Source organism: Thalassobaculum sp. (assembly GCF_965223715.1).
Lineage (GTDB): Bacteria > Pseudomonadota > Alphaproteobacteria > Thalassobaculales > Thalassobaculaceae > Thalassobaculum.
Window position 1 is genome coordinate 3,527,868 of sequence record NZ_OZ245012.1, and the last position, 16,274, is coordinate 3,544,141.

The 16,274-nt window shown below is 67.4% G+C and carries 11 protein-coding genes; 9 read left to right on the forward strand and 2 right to left on the reverse strand.

Annotated elements, in window-relative coordinates; translation table 11 throughout:
- Positions 1–44: 44 nt before the first annotated feature.
- A complete protein-coding gene (ahcY, locus tag ACOQOP_RS16325) occupies positions 45–1,340 on the forward strand; it encodes an adenosylhomocysteinase (protein WP_420562874.1) in 1,296 nt (431 codons plus the stop codon).
- A 419-nt stretch (positions 1,341–1,759) separates the two neighbouring features.
- Positions 1,760–4,288: a PAS domain S-box protein gene (locus tag ACOQOP_RS16330; protein WP_420562875.1), complete on the forward strand. Its 2,529-nt coding sequence runs from the start codon at positions 1,760–1,762 to the stop codon at positions 4,286–4,288.
- An 11-nt stretch (positions 4,289–4,299) separates the two neighbouring features.
- Here ACOQOP_RS16330 and ACOQOP_RS16335 read toward each other — a convergent pair whose 3' ends face one another.
- Complete coding sequence (locus ACOQOP_RS16335) at positions 4,300–4,749, reverse strand: Lrp/AsnC family transcriptional regulator (RefSeq protein WP_420562876.1); 450 nt, start codon at positions 4,747–4,749, stop codon at positions 4,300–4,302.
- A 264-nt stretch (positions 4,750–5,013) separates the two neighbouring features.
- Between ACOQOP_RS16335 and cysG the strand changes: the two genes are divergently transcribed.
- From cysG to ACOQOP_RS16370, 7 genes are all read left to right on the forward strand, one after another.
- On the forward strand, positions 5,014–6,435 hold the full coding sequence (gene cysG, locus ACOQOP_RS16340; RefSeq protein ID WP_420562877.1) for a siroheme synthase CysG: 1,422 nt from the start codon (positions 5,014–5,016) through the stop codon (positions 6,433–6,435).
- Positions 6,436–6,449: 14 nt separating this feature from the next.
- Entirely contained in the window at positions 6,450–6,764 is a 315-nt protein-coding gene (locus ACOQOP_RS16345) for a DUF2849 domain-containing protein (protein ID WP_420562878.1), read from the forward strand.
- Between the two features lie 3 nt (positions 6,765–6,767).
- Positions 6,768–8,426: a nitrite/sulfite reductase gene (locus tag ACOQOP_RS16350; RefSeq protein ID WP_420562879.1), complete on the forward strand. Its 1,659-nt coding sequence runs from the start codon at positions 6,768–6,770 to the stop codon at positions 8,424–8,426.
- Positions 8,407–8,970 carry a DUF934 domain-containing protein gene (locus ACOQOP_RS16355; RefSeq protein ID WP_420562880.1) on the forward strand — a complete coding sequence of 188 codons (564 nt, stop codon included), beginning with the start codon at positions 8,407–8,409 and terminating at the stop codon, positions 8,968–8,970. Before ACOQOP_RS16350 ends, ACOQOP_RS16355 begins: the two co-directional genes overlap by 20 nt.
- A gap of 239 nt (positions 8,971–9,209) precedes the next feature.
- Entirely contained in the window at positions 9,210–10,154 is a 945-nt protein-coding gene (locus ACOQOP_RS16360) for a TAXI family TRAP transporter solute-binding subunit (RefSeq protein WP_420562881.1), read from the forward strand.
- 22 nt (positions 10,155–10,176) lie between these two features.
- Positions 10,177–12,138: a TRAP transporter permease gene (locus ACOQOP_RS16365; protein ID WP_420562882.1), complete on the forward strand. Its 1,962-nt coding sequence runs from the start codon at positions 10,177–10,179 to the stop codon at positions 12,136–12,138.
- Positions 12,139–12,163: 25 nt separating this feature from the next.
- Positions 12,164–13,963 carry a gamma-glutamyltransferase family protein gene (locus tag ACOQOP_RS16370; protein WP_420562883.1) on the forward strand — a complete coding sequence of 600 codons (1,800 nt, stop codon included), beginning with the start codon at positions 12,164–12,166 and terminating at the stop codon, positions 13,961–13,963.
- 7 nt (positions 13,964–13,970) lie between these two features.
- Here the strand turns inward: ACOQOP_RS16370 and amt are convergent, their stop codons facing one another.
- The gene (gene amt, locus ACOQOP_RS16375; RefSeq protein ID WP_420562884.1) at positions 13,971–16,022 is read right to left on the reverse strand and encodes an ammonium transporter; all 2,052 of its coding nucleotides are present in this window, start codon (positions 16,020–16,022) and stop codon (positions 13,971–13,973) included.
- Positions 16,023–16,274 lie beyond the last annotated feature (252 nt).

Consider the following 16,274-nt stretch of genomic DNA (forward strand, 5'->3'; position numbering starts at 1 on the left):
AAGCCGCCTGAGCACGCTCCAATAGACAGGAGACGAGGACATTCATGGCCGAGTTCACCGACTATAAGGTCGCCGATATTTCCCTGGCCAACTGGGGCCGGCGGGAGATCGCGATCGCCGAGACCGAAATGCCGGGCCTGATGGCGATCCGCGAGGAGTACGGCCCGTCGAAGCCGCTCAAGGGCGCGCGGATCACCGGCTGCCTGCACATGACCATTCAGACCGCCGTGCTTATCGAGACGCTGACGACGCTCGGCGCCGAGATCCGCTGGTCGTCCTGCAACATCTTCTCGACCCAGGACCAGGCCGCCGCGGCCATCGCCGCCGCCGGCATCCCGGTCTTCGCCTGGAAGGGCGAGACCGAGGAGGAGTACGAGTGGTGCATCCGCCAGACCATCGAGGGTCCGGACGGCTGGCGCCCGAACATGCTGCTGGATGACGGCGGCGACCTCACCATCATGATGCACGAGGAGTATCCCGAGCTCATGAAGGACGTGAAGGGCGTGTCGGAGGAGACCACCACCGGCGTGCACCGTCTCTATGAGATGGCCAAGAAGGGTAAGCTGATGGTCCCGGCCATCAACGTGAACGACAGCGTCACCAAGTCGAAGTTCGACAACCTGTACGGCTGCCGCGAGAGCCTGGCCGACGGCATCCGCCGGGCCACCGACGTGATGTTCTCCGGCAAGGTCGCCTGCGTCGCCGGCTACGGCGATGTGGGCAAAGGTTCCGCCCAGTCGCTGCGCAACGCCGGCGCCCGGGTCGTCGTGACTGAAGTCGACCCGATCTGCGCCCTGCAGGCGGCGATGGAAGGCTACGAGGTCGTGACGATGGAGGAGGCCGCCCCGCGCGCCGACATCTTCGTCACCGCCACGGGCAACAAGGACATCATCACCGTCGACCACATGCGGGCGATGAAGGACCGGGCAATCGTCTGCAACATCGGCCACTTCGACAACGAGATCCAGGTCGGCGGTCTCCGCAACATGAAGTGGGAGAACGTGAAGCCGCAGGTGGACGAGATCGTCTTCCCGGACGGCAAGCGCATCATCCTGCTGGCCGAGGGCCGGCTGGTGAACCTGGGCTGCGCCACCGGCCATCCCAGCTTCGTGATGAGCGCCTCGTTCTCGAACCAGACCCTGGCGCAGATCGAGCTGTGGAAGAACCACAGCAAGTACGACAAGCAGGTCTACGTTCTGCCGAAGAAGCTGGACGAACGGGTGGCCGAGCTTCACCTGAAGAAGATCAACGCCAACCTGTCCAAGCTGTCGGAAGAGCAGGCGGCCTATATCGGCGTGACCCCGAACGGTCCGTTCAAGACGGAGGCCTACCGCTACTAAGCGGTACGCTCATCGGCGAAACGAGGAAGACCGGGTCGGCGACGACCCGGTCTTTTTCTTTGGGCTCGCGGGCACCGAAACCTCCGATTTGAGCACTTGAGTAATCAAAAACTGTGAGTTTCTTCACATTGACGGCCGCCGCCAGCGAGCCTCTCAATAGGTTGCAGTTGTGCCGTTCATTGCTCGAATTTTTCCGGCTTTTTTAACCAATTGAAAAGAAGTTGCCGAGTACGCTTCCTATGCGCGTCCATCCGTTAATCGGAGGCGAAGAGATCCATGGTCGCACCGTTCCCTGATTTGAGCCCCAAGCTGCTCGCCCGGTCCCCCGCTCGGTCCGCCGCGAACCGCACGGAACCCAACCGCGTCCATGGTCACGCCTATGGTCCGACGCGCGCGGGCACCGATCCTGGGCCGACGGCATGACGGTCGCCCATTCCATTCTTCAGAACTTCGGGCTGCTCTGCCTCGGCGCCCTCATGATGCTGCTGCTGACCCGGCACGTGAATTTCCTGGCTGCGGGACAGCTGCGTAACCTGGTGTTCGGTCTGGTTCTCGGGGTGATCTCGGTCGTGGTCGTCGCCTCGCCGATCTTCGGACCGTTCGGCTCCACCTTCGACACCCGCGGCGCCCCTCTCGCCCTGGCCGGATATTTCGCCGGCCCCGTGGGTGGGGTTGTGGCGGCGAGCCTGGCGGCGGTCGCCCGGTACGAGGTCGGCGGCCCCTACATGCTCAGCGGCATGCTCAGCGTCTTCATCTATGCCGCGGCCGGAGCCGTCTTCGCCGAGATCAGCCGGCGCAGGAACCGGCGCCGCCAGGGGTTCCTGGGGTTCGTGGTCCTCGCTGTCGTGTCGACCCTTGCTTCCCTGCCCGCCTTCTTCATCAACCATCCGTTCCAGAACGGCCTGGCGATCCTCTCCGATTTCTGGCCGATCATCCTCATCAGCAATGTCGGCGGCATCCCGCTGCTCGGTCTGACCATCGAGTTCCTGCTCGAGATCTCCGACGAGCGCGACCGCTACCAGATCGGTCTGCAGACCTCCGCCCTCGCCCGCCAGTCGGCTCGGATCGGCGTGTGGACCCACGATCTTTCCAGCGGACATGTCACCTGGGACAGTGTGCAGCATGAAGTGATGGGCCTGCCGCCGGGCACCTTCGAAGGCACCCACGAGGCCTTCATGCGCCGGGTCGTTCCGGCGGACCGGTCGCGGGTCGAGGAGGAGCTCCGCGCGGCCAAGGCGGCGTCGGCCCCGTTCCAGCTCCACTATCAGATCATGACGCCCGACGGGGAGCTCAGGCATATCCGCGGTCACGGCCACTTCGTCGGTACCGACGGCTCGTCCAGCCCGGCCCGGATGATCGGCGTGAATTTCGACGCCACCCGCGAGCACGAGTTGCAGGCCCAGGTCGAGCTGAACAGCGCCGCCCTCGATTCCGCCGTCTGCGGCGTCATCATCGCCGAAGCGAAGGACGACTATCCGATCGTCTACGTCAACAGCGCCTTCACCGCGATCACCGGATACACCTCCCGCGAAATCCTGGGGAGGAACTGCCGGTTCCTGAACCAGGGTCTGGGCGACCAGCCCGAGCTCGAGGTCATCCGCCGGTCGCTCGCCCGGGGCATCCCCTGCACCGTCACCCTGTCGAACCGGCGCAAGGACGGGGCGACCTTCTGGAACACCCTCAACCTGTCGCCGATCCGCAACCGCAACGGCCACATCACCCATTTCATCGGCGTCCAGGACGACGTCACCGAGCAGGTTGCGGCCCGCCAGGTCATCGCTGACGGCCGCGACCAGCTCGAGGCGGTCCTCGCCGCAACCCCGGACGCCATCCTGTCGGTCGATTCCCGTCAGTGCATCACCAGCTTCAACGACGCCGCGGTCCGTCTGTTCGGCTGGCGCCAGGACGAGATCATCGGCCGCTCGATCCATGAACTGGTGCCGGTCGGTGCCCGCAGGGCGCATGTGGACCTCGTGCGCAACTACATCGCCGATCCCGACTCGGCTCCCGGTCCGATGTCGGCCCTTCGGATCGTGCAGGCCCGCCGCAAGGATGGCAGCAGCTTCCCCGCCCTGATCTCGCTCGCCCGCTATCTCGTCGGCGGCCAGCCGATGGTCAGCGCCACCGCCCATGACATGTCGGAGATCGTCGAGGCCAACGAGGAGTTGCTGCGTCTCTCCGACCAGCTCCGCGCCCAGCTCGAGGAGGCCTACCGCGCCAACGAGGCGAAGGACCATTTCCTCGCCCATATGAGCCACGAGCTGCGCACGCCGCTGAACGCCATCATCGGCTTCGCGGAACTGATCTCCTCGCTCGGCCTGCAGAACCTGAGCCCCGAGCGCGCCAGCGAGTATGTCGGCGACATCAAGCGCAGCGGCGAACACCTGCTGAGCCTGATCAACGAGATCCTGGACCTGTCCCGCCTCAAGGCCGGGTTGGTGGACGTGGCCATCGCCGATACCGACGCCCGCGCCCTGCTGGAAGAGGCGCTGACGACCGTCGGCCCGGCCTTGGCGAAGAAGGGGATCGGCGCGGCGACCGACTTCCGGGAGAACGGCCCGATCCTGTGCGACCGCCGCCTCACGCTGCAGTGCCTGCTGAACCTGCTGTCCAACGCGGCGAAGTTCTCGCCCGAGAGCAGCCGGATCACCGTCCGGCTGTTTGCCGCGGATGGCGGAACCTGCATCGCCATCGAGGACCAGGGCTCGGGCGTGCCGGGCGACATTCTGGAACGGGTCGGCGAGCCCTTCCTGCGGCATGACGACCCGCTCACCTCCAATGGCGAAGGCTCGGGCCTCGGCCTGGCGATCACCAAGAGCCTGGTCGAGAAGCAGAACGGCCGACTGCGGATCACCAATGGTCCGAACGGCGGAACGGTGGCATCGATCTGGCTGCCCGCCCGCGACCGCGTGCGGAACGACGAGAACAGCAGCCTGGAAGTCTGCTGAGGCCCCGCCGGTCAGACCGGCAGGGCGGTGGTCTGCTTGATCGTCTCCATGGAGAAGCGCGAGGTCACCTCCGTCAGCGGCGTGGTGTCCACCAGCCGCTTGTAGAACGCATCGAACGCCTTCATGTCGGCCACCACCACCTTCAGCATGTAGTCGATCTCGCCGGCCATGCGGTGGAACTCCTGCACCTCCGGCATGGCGCTGACGAACTCGGCGAACTTGCGCAGCCACTCGCCCGAATGCTCGCCGGTGCTGATCGACATGAACACGGTCAGCCCGAAGCCCAGCGCCTCCGGTTCCAGCACCGCCACCTGCTCGCGGATGACACCGGTCTCCTGCAGCCGGTTGATCCGCTTCCAGCAGGGCGACGCGGACAGGCCGACCTGCCGGGCTACTTCCGAAACCGGCGCGCTGCAGTCGGTCTGAAGGATCCGCAGGATCCGGCGGTCTGTATCATCCATTCCGCACTCCACCGTGTTTGGGAACGGTTCGTTTCATATCAGAACTCATTAAGACCGTCTCGTTCTATTTGGAGTCACCCATCTATCCAATTGGGAACGATCTTTTTATCTTGGCCATGAAGGGGCCGGCAAGGCCTCAGCCCGAAGGCGAGCCGTCGCTCAGGGCCGCGGCGATTTGAAGGGCAGCTTGCGACCGCGTCACCAACCGCTAAAGCGCCACGGGTGATCGCCCGTGGGCCCAGCCGGACCGAATGGAGATCGCCCGTGAGATATTTCCCGCTGTTCGCTGATCTGGAAGCCCGCCGCGTTGTCGTGATCGGCGGCGGCGTGGAAGCGGCCCGCAAGATCCGCCTGCTCCGCAAGACCGGTGCGCGGATCCTGGTCGTCGCCCCGCGCGCGGAGACCGAGATCGTCGAGGCCGCCGCATCCGGTGCCCTGGAGCTGGTCAACCGGCCGTTCGATCCGGAGGACCTGGACGGTGCGGCACTGCTCGTGGTCTCCGACGACGGCAGCCAGCCGGTCGACCCGATCCTCGCCGCCTCCCGCGCCACCGGCATCCCGATCAACGTCATCGACAGCCCGGCCAGTTCGACCGTGATCGTGCCCGGGATCGTGGACCGCGACCCGATCCTCGTTGCCATCGGCAGCGGCGGCGCGGCCCCCGTCCTGGTCCGCCGGCTGCGCGAGAAGATCGAATCGCTGCTGCCCTCGCGGCTCGGCGCGCTTGCCCGGTTCGCCGGACGGTTCCGCAGCGCGGTCTCCGCCTCCATCTCCGAAGGCGAGGGCCGCCGCCTGTTCTGGGAGAACTTTTTCGACGGGCCGATCGCCGACCGGGTCCTGGCTGGCGACGACACCGGCGCCAGCGAGGCCATGCTGCGGGCGATCAACGACGACCGCCGGGCCGAGCGGATCGGTTCCGTCGCCCTGATCGGCGCCGGGCCGGGTGATCCGGACCTGCTGACCGTCAAGGCCCTGCGGATGATGCAGGATGCCGACGTTGTGGTGCATGACGCCCTGCTGGGCGAGGGCATCCTCGACTGCGTGCGCCGCGACGCCGACCGGATCGATGTCGGCAAGCGCAAGGGCAAGCACAGCGTCAAGCAGGACGAGATCAACGAGATCCTTCTGGAGCATGCCCGCGCCGGCAGGCGCGTCGTGCGTCTGAAGGGCGGCGACCCGTTCGTCTTCGGCCGCGGCGGCGAGGAGCTGGCCTATCTGCGCCGCCACGGCATCGCCGTGGAGATCGTCCCCGGCGTGACCGCCGCCCTGGGCGCGGCGGCGAGCTGCGCCATCCCGCTGACCGACCGGCGCCACGCCTCCTCGGTCACCTTCATCACCGGTCACGGCAAGGACGGTGCGCTCGATATCGAGCCCGCCCTTCTGGCCGAGGGCCGCAACACCATCGTCGTCTATATGGGCGTGTCGGTCGCCGGCGGCATCGCCGAGCGGGCCATCGCCGCAGGCCGTGCCGCCTCCACCCCGGTCGCCGTCATCGAGCGCGCCACCCAGCCGGACCAGCGTGTCCTGCGCGGCACGCTGGCCGGTCTCGGCAGCTTGGTCGAGGAGCAGGCGGTGCGCGGCCCGGCCCTGCTGGTGATCGGCGAGGTCACTGCCGCCGCTAACGCCTTTCCCTTCCCACTTTCCCGCCCGGCGCCGGATCTGGTGCCCGAGCGGCTCGCCGTCTGAGACCGGAGCCACCGATGGCCACGACCCACGTTCCCAAAGTGATGACCGCCAACCGCCTGAGCGACGGGGCGGTCGTCTATCTGACCCTCGCCCACACCTGGTCCGACCGCTTCGCCGACGCCCATGCCAGTGCCGAGCCGACGGAGCTTGCCGGCTTCGAGGCGACCGCCCTGGAGGCCGTGCGCGGCCGGGTGGTGGTCGGCACCTACCTGTTCCCGGTCGCCATCCAGAGCGACGGCAGCCTGGTGCCGCTCGGCCAGCGCGAGCGCATCCGCTCCGCCGGTCCGACCGTCGGCACCGATCTCCCCGCTTCCTTCGAGGTGGCCTGAGCCATGTACCAGTACAACAATTTCGACCACGCCTTCGTGCGCGCCCGCTCCGCGGAGTTCCGCGAGCAGGTGGCCCGGCGTCTGGCCGGCGAGCTGACCGAGGAGGAGTTCAAGCCGCTGCGGCTGATGAACGGCCTGTACCTGCAGCTCCACGCCTACATGCTCCGGGTAGCCATCCCCTACGGCACCCTGTCGTCGCGGCAGATGCGCAAGCTGGCGGAGATCGCCCGGCGCTGGGACCGCGGCTACGGCCATTTCACCACCCGCCAGAACATCCAGTACAACTGGCCGAAGCTTGAGGACGTCCCAGACATCCTCGACTCGCTCGCCGAGGTCGAGATGCACGCGATCCAGACCTCGGGCAACTGCATCCGCAACGTCACCGCTGACCAGTTCGCCGGCGCGGCCGCCGACGAGATCGAGGATTCCCGCATCTGGGCCGAGATCATGCGGCAGTGGTCGACCCTGCACCCGGAATTCTCGTTCCTGCCGCGCAAGTTCAAGATCGCCATCACCGGGGCGGAGACCGACCGGGCGGCGGTGAAGTTCCACGACATCGGCCTGCGCATGCGGCGCAACGCGGAGGGTGCCGTCGGCTTCGAGGTGATCGTCGGCGGCGGCCAGGGCCGAACCCCGATTGTCGGCGAGACGATCCGCGAGTTCCTGCCCAAGGAGCACCTGCTCTCCTATCTGGAAGCCATTCTGCGGACCTACAACCTGCTGGGCCGGCGCGATAATCTCTACAAGGCGCGGATCAAGATCCTGCTGGCCCAGACCGGGGTGGAGGAGTTCACCCGCCTGGTCGAGGAGGAGTGGGAGCGGATTCGCGACGGGGCGCTGACCCTGACCGACGCGGAGATCCGGCGGATCGAGCGGCATTTCGCGCCGCCGGCCCTGAAACCGGCCAAGCCGGATGCCGGCTACGCGGCCGCCAAGCTGGAGCATCGCGACTTCGCCCGCTGGTGCCGCACCAACCTGTTCCCGCACAAGGTGCCGGGCCATGTGCTGGTGACGGTGTCCCTGAAGCCGGCCGGCGGCATCCCGGGCGACGCCACGGCGGAACAGATGGACGCCATCGCCGACCTGGCCGAGCGCTATTCGCTGGGCGACATCCGGGTGGCGCACGAGCAGAACCTGGTGCTGCCCCATGTGCGGGAGGCCGACCTGTTCGAGCTGTGGACCCTGCTGAAGGGCGAGGGGCTGGCCGAGGGCAATATCGGGCTGATCACCGACATCATCGCCTGCCCGGGCCTGGACTACTGCAACCTGGCCAACGCCCGCGCCATCCCCGTGGCCCAGGCGCTGAGCCGGCGCTTCGCCGACAGCGAGCTGGCCAACGAGATCGGGCCGCTGACCCTGAACATCTCGGGCTGCATCAACGCCTGCGGCCATCACCATGTCGGCAATATCGGCATCCTCGGCGTCGATAAGAAGGGCGAGGAGTTCTACCAGATCACCCTCGGCGGCTCCGCCGGCGACGACGCGGCGGTCGGCTCCATCGTCGGCCCGGCCGTGCCCTTCGACCGGGTCACCGAGACCGTCGAACGCATCATCGAAACCTACCGGGAGGTCCGCGAGACCGGCGAGGCCTTCGTCGCCACGGTCCGCCGCACCGGCCTGACCCCGTTCAAGGAGGCTCTCTATGCCGATCGTCAAGCATGACTGCGTGATCGAGGATGTCTGGCGCCCGCTGAACGGCCGCGACCTGACCGAGATCTGCCCGAACGAGAGCGTTCTGCTGAGCCTTGAGGAATGGCGGGACGTCGGCCATGCCGCATCCGCCCGGTTCGAGCGGGTCGGCATCGCCCTGGCGCCGAGCGATGCGGTGGAAGAGATCGCCGACGCCCTGCCCGAGCTGGACCTGGTCGCCCTGACCTTCCCGAAGTTCAACGACGGCCGCGCCTTCTCCCAGGCCCGGCTGCTGCGCGAGCGGCTCGGCTTCATCGGCGAGATCCGCGCGACCGGCCATATCGTGCGCGACCTGTTCCTGTTCATGCAGCGCAGCGGCTTCGATGCCGTCGCCGTCGAGGACACACGCGCCCTCACTCCCTGGCTCGCCGCCCGCCGGCGCTTCACCGGATACTACCAGCCGGCGCTGGACAATGACGAGGAGGAGGAGACGCGGACGCCCGCCGCCACGGGCTCTGCCGCGGTCGGGAAGATCGCCTGCGCCTCGGAGAGCGTCGCCGCCCTCTGGGCCTACTGACCCCGACGTCACACCTGAAAGGAGAAGAATAATGTTCTTCTCCTTTCAACCATTCATTCCCAATTCGCCCGAACGCGACTTTCAGCGGGTTGTCGCATTGTGCACCGCCCACTAACCTCCCTCGTCTGTCGCTGCCTGGCGGCGATTTAATCACTTCAGTGACCAGGGGGTTATTCATGTCCATTCTGACCAGAAGAACGCTTCTTCAGGGGATTAGCGGCGCGGCCGGCGCTGCGGCGATGACGCCGCTCCTCGGCGGCGGTGCCCAGGCCGCAGGCAAGATCTACCAGTGGGGCTCCTCGAGCCTGGGGTCGACCGGCTACCAGATCATCACCGTGCTGTCCGCGGCCGCCTCGAAATTCTCCGACGGCCGTCACGCCTCCCTGTCCACCGCCGGCGGTGCCGAGAACATGGCCCTGATCGGCGAGGGCATCCTCGATTTCGGCCAGTCCACCACCACCGACTGGTACCCGGCGATCAACGGTCTCGGCCGCTACGAGGGCAAGCCGGTCAACGCCGTGCAGATGTTCTCCTACACGGTGTGGCAGTGCACCCCGATGGTGCGCGCCGACAGCGGCATCGAGACCCTGGAGGATCTGGTCGGCAAGCGCGTCATGCCGGCCTCCGCGGGCGGTGCCACCACTGGCCTGTGGAATACCCTGTTCGAAGCCGCCGGCATCAAGGACAAGGTGGAGTGGACCTACGGTTCGTGGAGCGAGAGCTACGACGCCCTGGCCTCCGGGGCGGTCGACTGCATCCCGTCGCTGCTCACCGCCGGCAACCCGTCGGGCGTCATGCAGCGCCTGGAGACCACCCACGAGCTGAAGATCCTGCCGATCAGCCAGGAGTTGGTCGACAAGGCGGCCGAGATGAACCCGGGCGTGAAGAGCGCCATGGTGTCTCCGGACACCTGGGCGAGCCTCAAGGAGCCGACCCGCATGGTGTCCTTCGGCGGCGTGCTGGCGGCCAGCCCGGACATCTCCGAGGAGGTCGGCTACAACGTCACCAAGGCGATCTACGACAACGCCGAGTTCGTGAAGCAGCGCGGCGGCGTCCAGCTCAAGGACATCAATCCGCAGTTCGCCATCGAGTTCCTGATGCCCGCCTATCCGGTCAATGCCGGTGCCGCGCAGTACTTCAAGGAACAGGGCGTGTGGAACGACAAGTTGAAGATCCACGGCTGACACAGGCTCCGACGGGGACGACTTGACACAATCAGACCAGACGCACCGGCGCCTCGAAGAGATCGCCGGTGCCGCCGACACGCGGTCGCGCACGGCCACGGGCCTCCTGCTCGTGGCCGCGCTCATCATGCTCGCTATCCACTTCGTGCAGATGGCGACCTATACCCTGCCTTCCGGCCAGTTCCGGAACTTCCACCTCGGCTTCGCGATGCTGATCGGGTTCCTGGCGCTGATCGAGCAGAGCGGAGCGGAACAGAAGCTGCGGCGCGCGCTGTTCTGGGGGCTGACGGCCCTGACCGTGGTCGTCATGGCCTATATCCATGTCGAATACGAGGCGCTGACTCAGGTCCGCAGCTTCCTGCCGAACGCCCAGGACATCGCGGTCGGCGTGCTGCTGCTCGTCGCCGCGCTGATCCTGTCCGGCTTCCAGTGGGGCTGGACGATCCCGGCGCTGGCGCTGATCGGCATCGCCTACGGATTGTGGGGCTACCTGATGCCCGGGGAGATCTTCTTCCACGGCGGCATCGCCCCGAAGCGGCTGCTCGGCTACACGTCCATTCCGTATTTCCAGGGCCTGCTCGGCGGCCTGACCAGCCTGTCCGCCGGCACGATCTTCATGTTCATGCTGTTCGGCGGCGCACTGAAGGCCACGGGGGCCGTCGACTTCATCGTCCAGCTCGGCTTCACCGTCGGCCGCAAGTCGCGGGCCGGCCCCGCCCTGGTGGCGGTGGTCTCCAGCGGCCTGATGGGCACGGTCTCCGGCTCCACGGTCGCCAATGTCGCCTCCACCGGCGCGCTGACGATCCCGCTGATGAAGCGCTACGGTTTCAAGGGCGAATTCGCCGGCGCGGTGGAAGCGGTCGCCTCCACGGGCGGCCAGCTCATGCCGCCGGTGATGGGTCTCGCCGCCTTCCTGATCGTCGGCATGACCGGCCTCGCCTACAACTCGATCATGATCGCCGCCATCGCGCCGGCGCTGATCTACTACGCCTATCTGATGTTCTCGGTGCAGCTCCGCGCCGTCAGCCTGGACCTGGACGCCCGGGAGTCCGACGTGCTGGACGGCGGTCCCACCCTGGCCGAAGCGGCGAAGCGCCAGTGGCACCTGGCGGTGTCGGTCTTCGTGCTGGTCTGGCTGCTGGTCGGCGGCATGCCGGCGGGCACGGCGGCGCTGATCTCCGTGGTGCTGCTGCTCGGCCTCGACGCGCTGATGACCATCGTCCTCGGTCGCTTCGGCCTGGGCGCCTTCCGCGAGGCGCTCGGCCGGGTGGTCAACGGCCTGGTCGAGGGTGCCCGCGCGGGTGCCGCGGTCGCCACCGTGATCGCGGTGATCGGCGTGCTGATCGAACTGCTGACGGTCACCGGCTTCGCCCAGAAGCTCTCCTTCGCCATGCTCGACCTGTCGGACGGCTCGCTCTTCACCCTGTCGATCATCGTGGCGGTGTCCTGCTTGGTCTTCGGCCTCGGCCTGCCGACCTCGGCGTCGTATTTCATCGTCGCCCTGTTCGGCGCGCCGGCGCTGGTGGAGACCGGCGTGCCGCTGCTGGCCGCCCATATGTTCGTGTTCTACTTCGCCAACCTGTCGGCGGTCACACCGCCGGTCGCGGTCGCCGCCCTGGTGGGCGCGAACATCGCCAAGGCGAAGTTCTGGGGCACGGCCTTCAACGCCGTCCGCCTGGCATTGCCGGGCTTCCTGATGCCGTTCCTGTTCCTGTTCGAGCCGGAGATCCTCGGCATCGGCAGCGGGTTCGGCGCGCAACTCCTGGCGGTCGCCCAGGCGATCGTCGCCACCGGCGCGCTGAACTGCGCCCTGGAGGGCCGGATCTTCCAGCGGATCTCCATCGTCGAGCGGATCGTCCTGGCCGTCGCCGCCATCGGGCTGCTGTACTGGGACGTCCAGATCGAGCTGATCTCCCTCGCCGTGGTGGTCGCGCTGGCCGCCTGGAACTGGTGGCGCAGCCGGACCGCGCGGACCGCCTCATAACCTGAACCGACCCTTCGGAGCGCCCATGGCCAAGCTCGCCTTCACCACCCGCCCGGAACTCCAGGGCAAGTTCGGCATGGTGACCACCACCCACTGGCTGGCCTCGGCCGCCGGGATGGCGGTGCTGGAGAAGGGCGGCAACGCCTTCGACGCGGCCATCGCCGCCGGCTTCACCTTGCAGGTCGCAGAACCGCACCTGAACGGCCCGGGCGGCGAGCTTCCGGCGGTGTTCTTCGCCAACAAGGACGGCCGCCCCCGCGTGCTCTGCGCCCAGGGCTCCGCCCCGGCCAGCGCGACCATCGATGCCTTCAAGAAGCTTGGACTCGACCTGATCCCGGGCTCCGGCCTGCTGCCGGCGGTGGTGCCCGGCGCCTTCGACGGCTGGCTGAAGCTGTTGGCCGATTACGGCACCATGAGCCTGCGCGAGGTGCTGTCCTACGCCATCGAGTATGCCGAGGCCGGCGTGCCGGTGCTGCCGAAGATCGCCGAGTTCGCCCGCCGGGTGGCGCCGCTGTTCCGCGACCACTGGCCGACCTCGGCCGAGATCTACCTGAAGGGGGGCAACCCGCCAGCGGTCGGCGAGTGGATGACCAACCGCACCCTGGCCGCCACCTACCGCCGCATCCTGGATGAGGCCGAAGCCTCCTCCGGCGACCGGCTGCGGCAGATCGAGACCGCCCGGGACATCTGGTACAAGGGCTGGGTCGCCGACGCGATCGACCGGTTCTACCGCACCGAGACCCTGCTCGACTCCTCCGGCCGCGCCCATAGCGGGCTGATGACCGGCGACGACCTCGCCCGCTGGAGTGCGCGCTACGAGGATCCGGTGACCCTCGATTACGGCCGCTACACCGTGTGCAAATGCGGTTTCTGGAGCCAGGGACCGGTCCTGCTGCAGCAACTCGCCCTGCTGCGCGACATGGGCCTGTCCGAGATGGCGGCGACCAGCCCGCAATTCGTCCATACCGTGGTGGAGGCCGCCAAGCTCGCCTTCGCCGATCGGGAGGCCTGGTACGGCGATCCCGACTTCACCGACGTGCCCGCCGACGTGCTGCTGTCCGACGCCTATGCCAAGGAGCGCCGCGCGCTGATGGGCGACACCGCGTCCCTCGACCTGCGGCCGGGCAGCCCGCTGGGCCGTAACCCGAACATCGCCGCAGCACTCGCCGCCGACGGGGATCCGGGGGAGATCGGCCATTACTGGAGCCTGGGCGAGCCGACCGTCACGCCCATGGGTGAGGCGCGGGGCGACACCGTCCATATCGACGTGGTCGACCGTGACGGCAACATGATCTCCTGCACCCCGTCGGGCGGCTGGCTGCAGAGCGCGCCGGTGGTGCCTGAGCTGGGCTTCTGCATGAGCGTGCGCGGCCAGATGTTCTGGCTCGACGGCGACGCGGCGACCTCGCTGGAGCCGGGCAAGCGCCCGCGCACCACCCTGTCCCCGTCGCTCGCCATGCGGGACGGCGAGCCCTACATGGTCTGGGGCACGCCCGGCGGCGACCAGCAGGACCAGTGGTCGCTGCTGCTGTTCCTGCACCATGTGGAGCACGGCATGAACCTGCAGGAGGCGATCGACACACCGGCCTTCCATTCCGAGCATTTCCCCGGCTCGTTCTGGCCGCGCGCCCGGTTCCCAGGCAAGCTCGCCCTGGAGGCCCGGTTCGGCAGCGACACCATCGACACCCTGAAGGCCCAGGGCCACAAGGTTCAGGTCGGCGGCGACTGGAGCGAGGGGCGGCTGACCGCGGCGGCGAAGGACGGCGACGTGCTCAAGGCCGCCGCCAATGCCCGCGGCATGCAGGGCTACGCCGCCGGCCGCTAGAGCACGATCAGGATTTCGGGCCGGTCCAGGGATTGGGGATGGTCACCTTGACCTCGGTACCCTCGCCGAGCGTGCTGTCGATCTCCAGGGTGCCGCCATGGAGTTCGACCAGCATCTTCACGATCGACAGGCCGAGGCCGACCCCGCCCTCCGCCAGATAGGGGTTCACCGCCGAGGTGGCGAAGGCGTCGGTCAGGCGCGGCAGCCAGTCCGGCGCGATGCCCTCGCCGGTATCGCGCACGTAGAGGATATGCAGGTCGCCGACGATGCTCACCTCGATGGTGATGGAGCCGCCGTTGGGGGTGTGCTTGATCGAATTGGAGACGAGGTTCAGCACGATCTGCCGCATGGCGCGCGGGTCGGCCTCCAGCGGCGGCGCGTCGTTGTCGCCGATCACCACCAGCTTCAGACTCTTCTCGCGCGCCGACTGGCTCGCGACCCGCGCGCTTTCCCGGGCGATGGCCTTCAGGTCGACCAGCGACTTGCTCAGATTGTAGCCGCCGGACTCGATGGTTGAGATGTTCAGGATCTCGTTCACCAGATCCAGCAGATGGGTGCTGCTGCGGTAGATCTCGCCGGCATAGTCGTCGTATTTCGCCGATCCCAGCTCGCCGAAATACTTCTTCGTCATCATCTCAGAGAACCCGATGATGGCGTTCAGCGGGGTGCGCAGCTCGTGGCTCATGGAGGCCAGGAAGCGGGACTTGGTGGCATTCGCCTGCTCCGCCTCGGCCTTGGCGGCGGAGAGCCGCTCCAGCACCAGGTTGTACTGCCGGGCGATGTCGCCGAGCTCGGAATCCGCCTCGACCTCGATGGGCCGGGTGAAGTCGCCGGTGCGGCGGTGGTGGTCCATCCGGCGCAGCAGGTCGAGCTGGTCGGTCGACTCCCCGTGCTCGGAGACGTTGAGCCCGACGCGCTCCCACGCCTCCGGCACCCGCAGATGCACCACCGTGTTCGCCAGCCGCAGCAGCACGTAGCCCAGGCCGAAGGCCCAGACCATGGCGGCGAGGATGCCCAGGCACTGGACCCCGAACTGCTCGAACCGGCCGAGGCCGGTGCCGAGCAGGTCCAGGTCGCCGAAGATCGCCACGCAGAGCGTGCCCCAGACACCGGAGACGCCGTGCACCGGAAAGGCGTTCACCGCGTCGTCGATCCCCATCTTCCGGATCACCTCGCAGGCGAACAGGCAGAGGATCCCGCCGATCAGGCCGATCACGGCCGCACTGGCGAGGCTGACGCAATGGGCCGTCGGGGTGATCGCCACAAGGCCCGCAAGGCAGCCGTTGATCAGATCGGCCACCTCAACCCTTCCGCCGCGCCAATAGCCAACGATGATCGCGCCGAGGCCGCCCATGGAGCCGGCGACCATGGTGTTCAGGATGACCAGCGGCACCCGCTCGTCCGCGGTCAGCAGGCTGCCGCCGTTGAAGCCGATCCAGCCGAACCAGATCAGGAACATGCCGAGCGTGGCCAGAGGCAGGCTGTGGCTGCGGAAGGCGGCCCGGTGCGGGCCCAGGCGGCCGATCCGGGGGCCGATGATGATGACCGCGGCCAGGCTGACCCAGCCCGCGACCGAATGCACCACCGTGCCACCGGCGAAATCAACGAATCCGATCTCCGCGAGCCAGCCCTGGCCGTCGGCGATCAGCCCGGCCCAGGCCCAATGGCCGAAGATCGGATAGATGATCAGCGACACCAGGGCGGAGACCAGGAGATAGGCCTTGAACGGCATCCGCTCGGCCACCGCCCCGGAGATGATCGTCGCCGCCGTTCCGCAGAACATGAGCTGGAACATGAAGAAGGCGACGAGCTCGGCGCTGTCGGCGTTGAAGAACAGCAGGCTGCCGCCAAACAGCCCGTAATGGCTGTCGCCGAACATCAGGCCGAAGCCGATCACCAGGTAGAAGAACGTACAGATGATGAAATCGGCCACGTTCTTGGTGGCGACGTTGATGCTGTTCTTGGACCGGGCGAGGCCGCTTTCCAGGCAGGCGAAGCCGGGCTGCATGACGAAGACGAGTCCCGCGCAGAACACCAGCCAGATGACGTCCACGCTCATCCCGAACCCCGCCAAAGCCGCGTCAGATACCCGCGTCGAACCGCCAAGGACCGGACTCTCAACGGCGATTCCGATCTATCGCACCGCAACAGCCCAATGACCTTATTGTCTTTCCGGGTTCATCGGAATCCTTTTCGGACCCGGATGGCGCGGACGGACGGCGTCGACCCGCATATTTCGGCTTTTTTTCGGACGCCTATCAGGACGGCCAGGCCGCCTCTCGCCCACAGTTCCGGTCACCGAGATCAGACG

What these genes read in the sequence shown, in the direction of transcription:
- ACOQOP_RS16330 (WP_420562875.1), top strand. Translation starts at nt 1,760, where the DNA reads ATGACGGTCGCCCATTCCATTCTTCAGAACTTCGGGCTGCTCTGCCTC.
- ACOQOP_RS16360 (WP_420562881.1), top strand. Translation starts at nt 9,210, where the DNA reads ATGACGCCGCTCCTCGGCGGCGGTGCCCAGGCCGCAGGCAAGATCTAC.
- ACOQOP_RS16370 (WP_420562883.1), top strand. Translation starts at nt 12,164, where the DNA reads ATGGCCAAGCTCGCCTTCACCACCCGCCCGGAACTCCAGGGCAAGTTC.
- ACOQOP_RS16345 (WP_420562878.1), top strand. Translation starts at nt 6,450, where the DNA reads ATGGCCACGACCCACGTTCCCAAAGTGATGACCGCCAACCGCCTGAGC.
- amt (WP_420562884.1), bottom strand. Translation starts at nt 16,022, where the DNA reads ATGAGCGTGGACGTCATCTGGCTGGTGTTCTGCGCGGGACTCGTCTTC.
- ACOQOP_RS16335 (WP_420562876.1), bottom strand. Translation starts at nt 4,749, where the DNA reads ATGGATGATACAGACCGCCGGATCCTGCGGATCCTTCAGACCGACTGC.
- ACOQOP_RS16355 (WP_420562880.1), top strand. Translation starts at nt 8,407, where the DNA reads ATGCCGATCGTCAAGCATGACTGCGTGATCGAGGATGTCTGGCGCCCG.
- ahcY (WP_420562874.1), top strand. Translation starts at nt 45, where the DNA reads ATGGCCGAGTTCACCGACTATAAGGTCGCCGATATTTCCCTGGCCAAC.
- ACOQOP_RS16350 (WP_420562879.1), top strand. Translation starts at nt 6,768, where the DNA reads ATGTACCAGTACAACAATTTCGACCACGCCTTCGTGCGCGCCCGCTCC.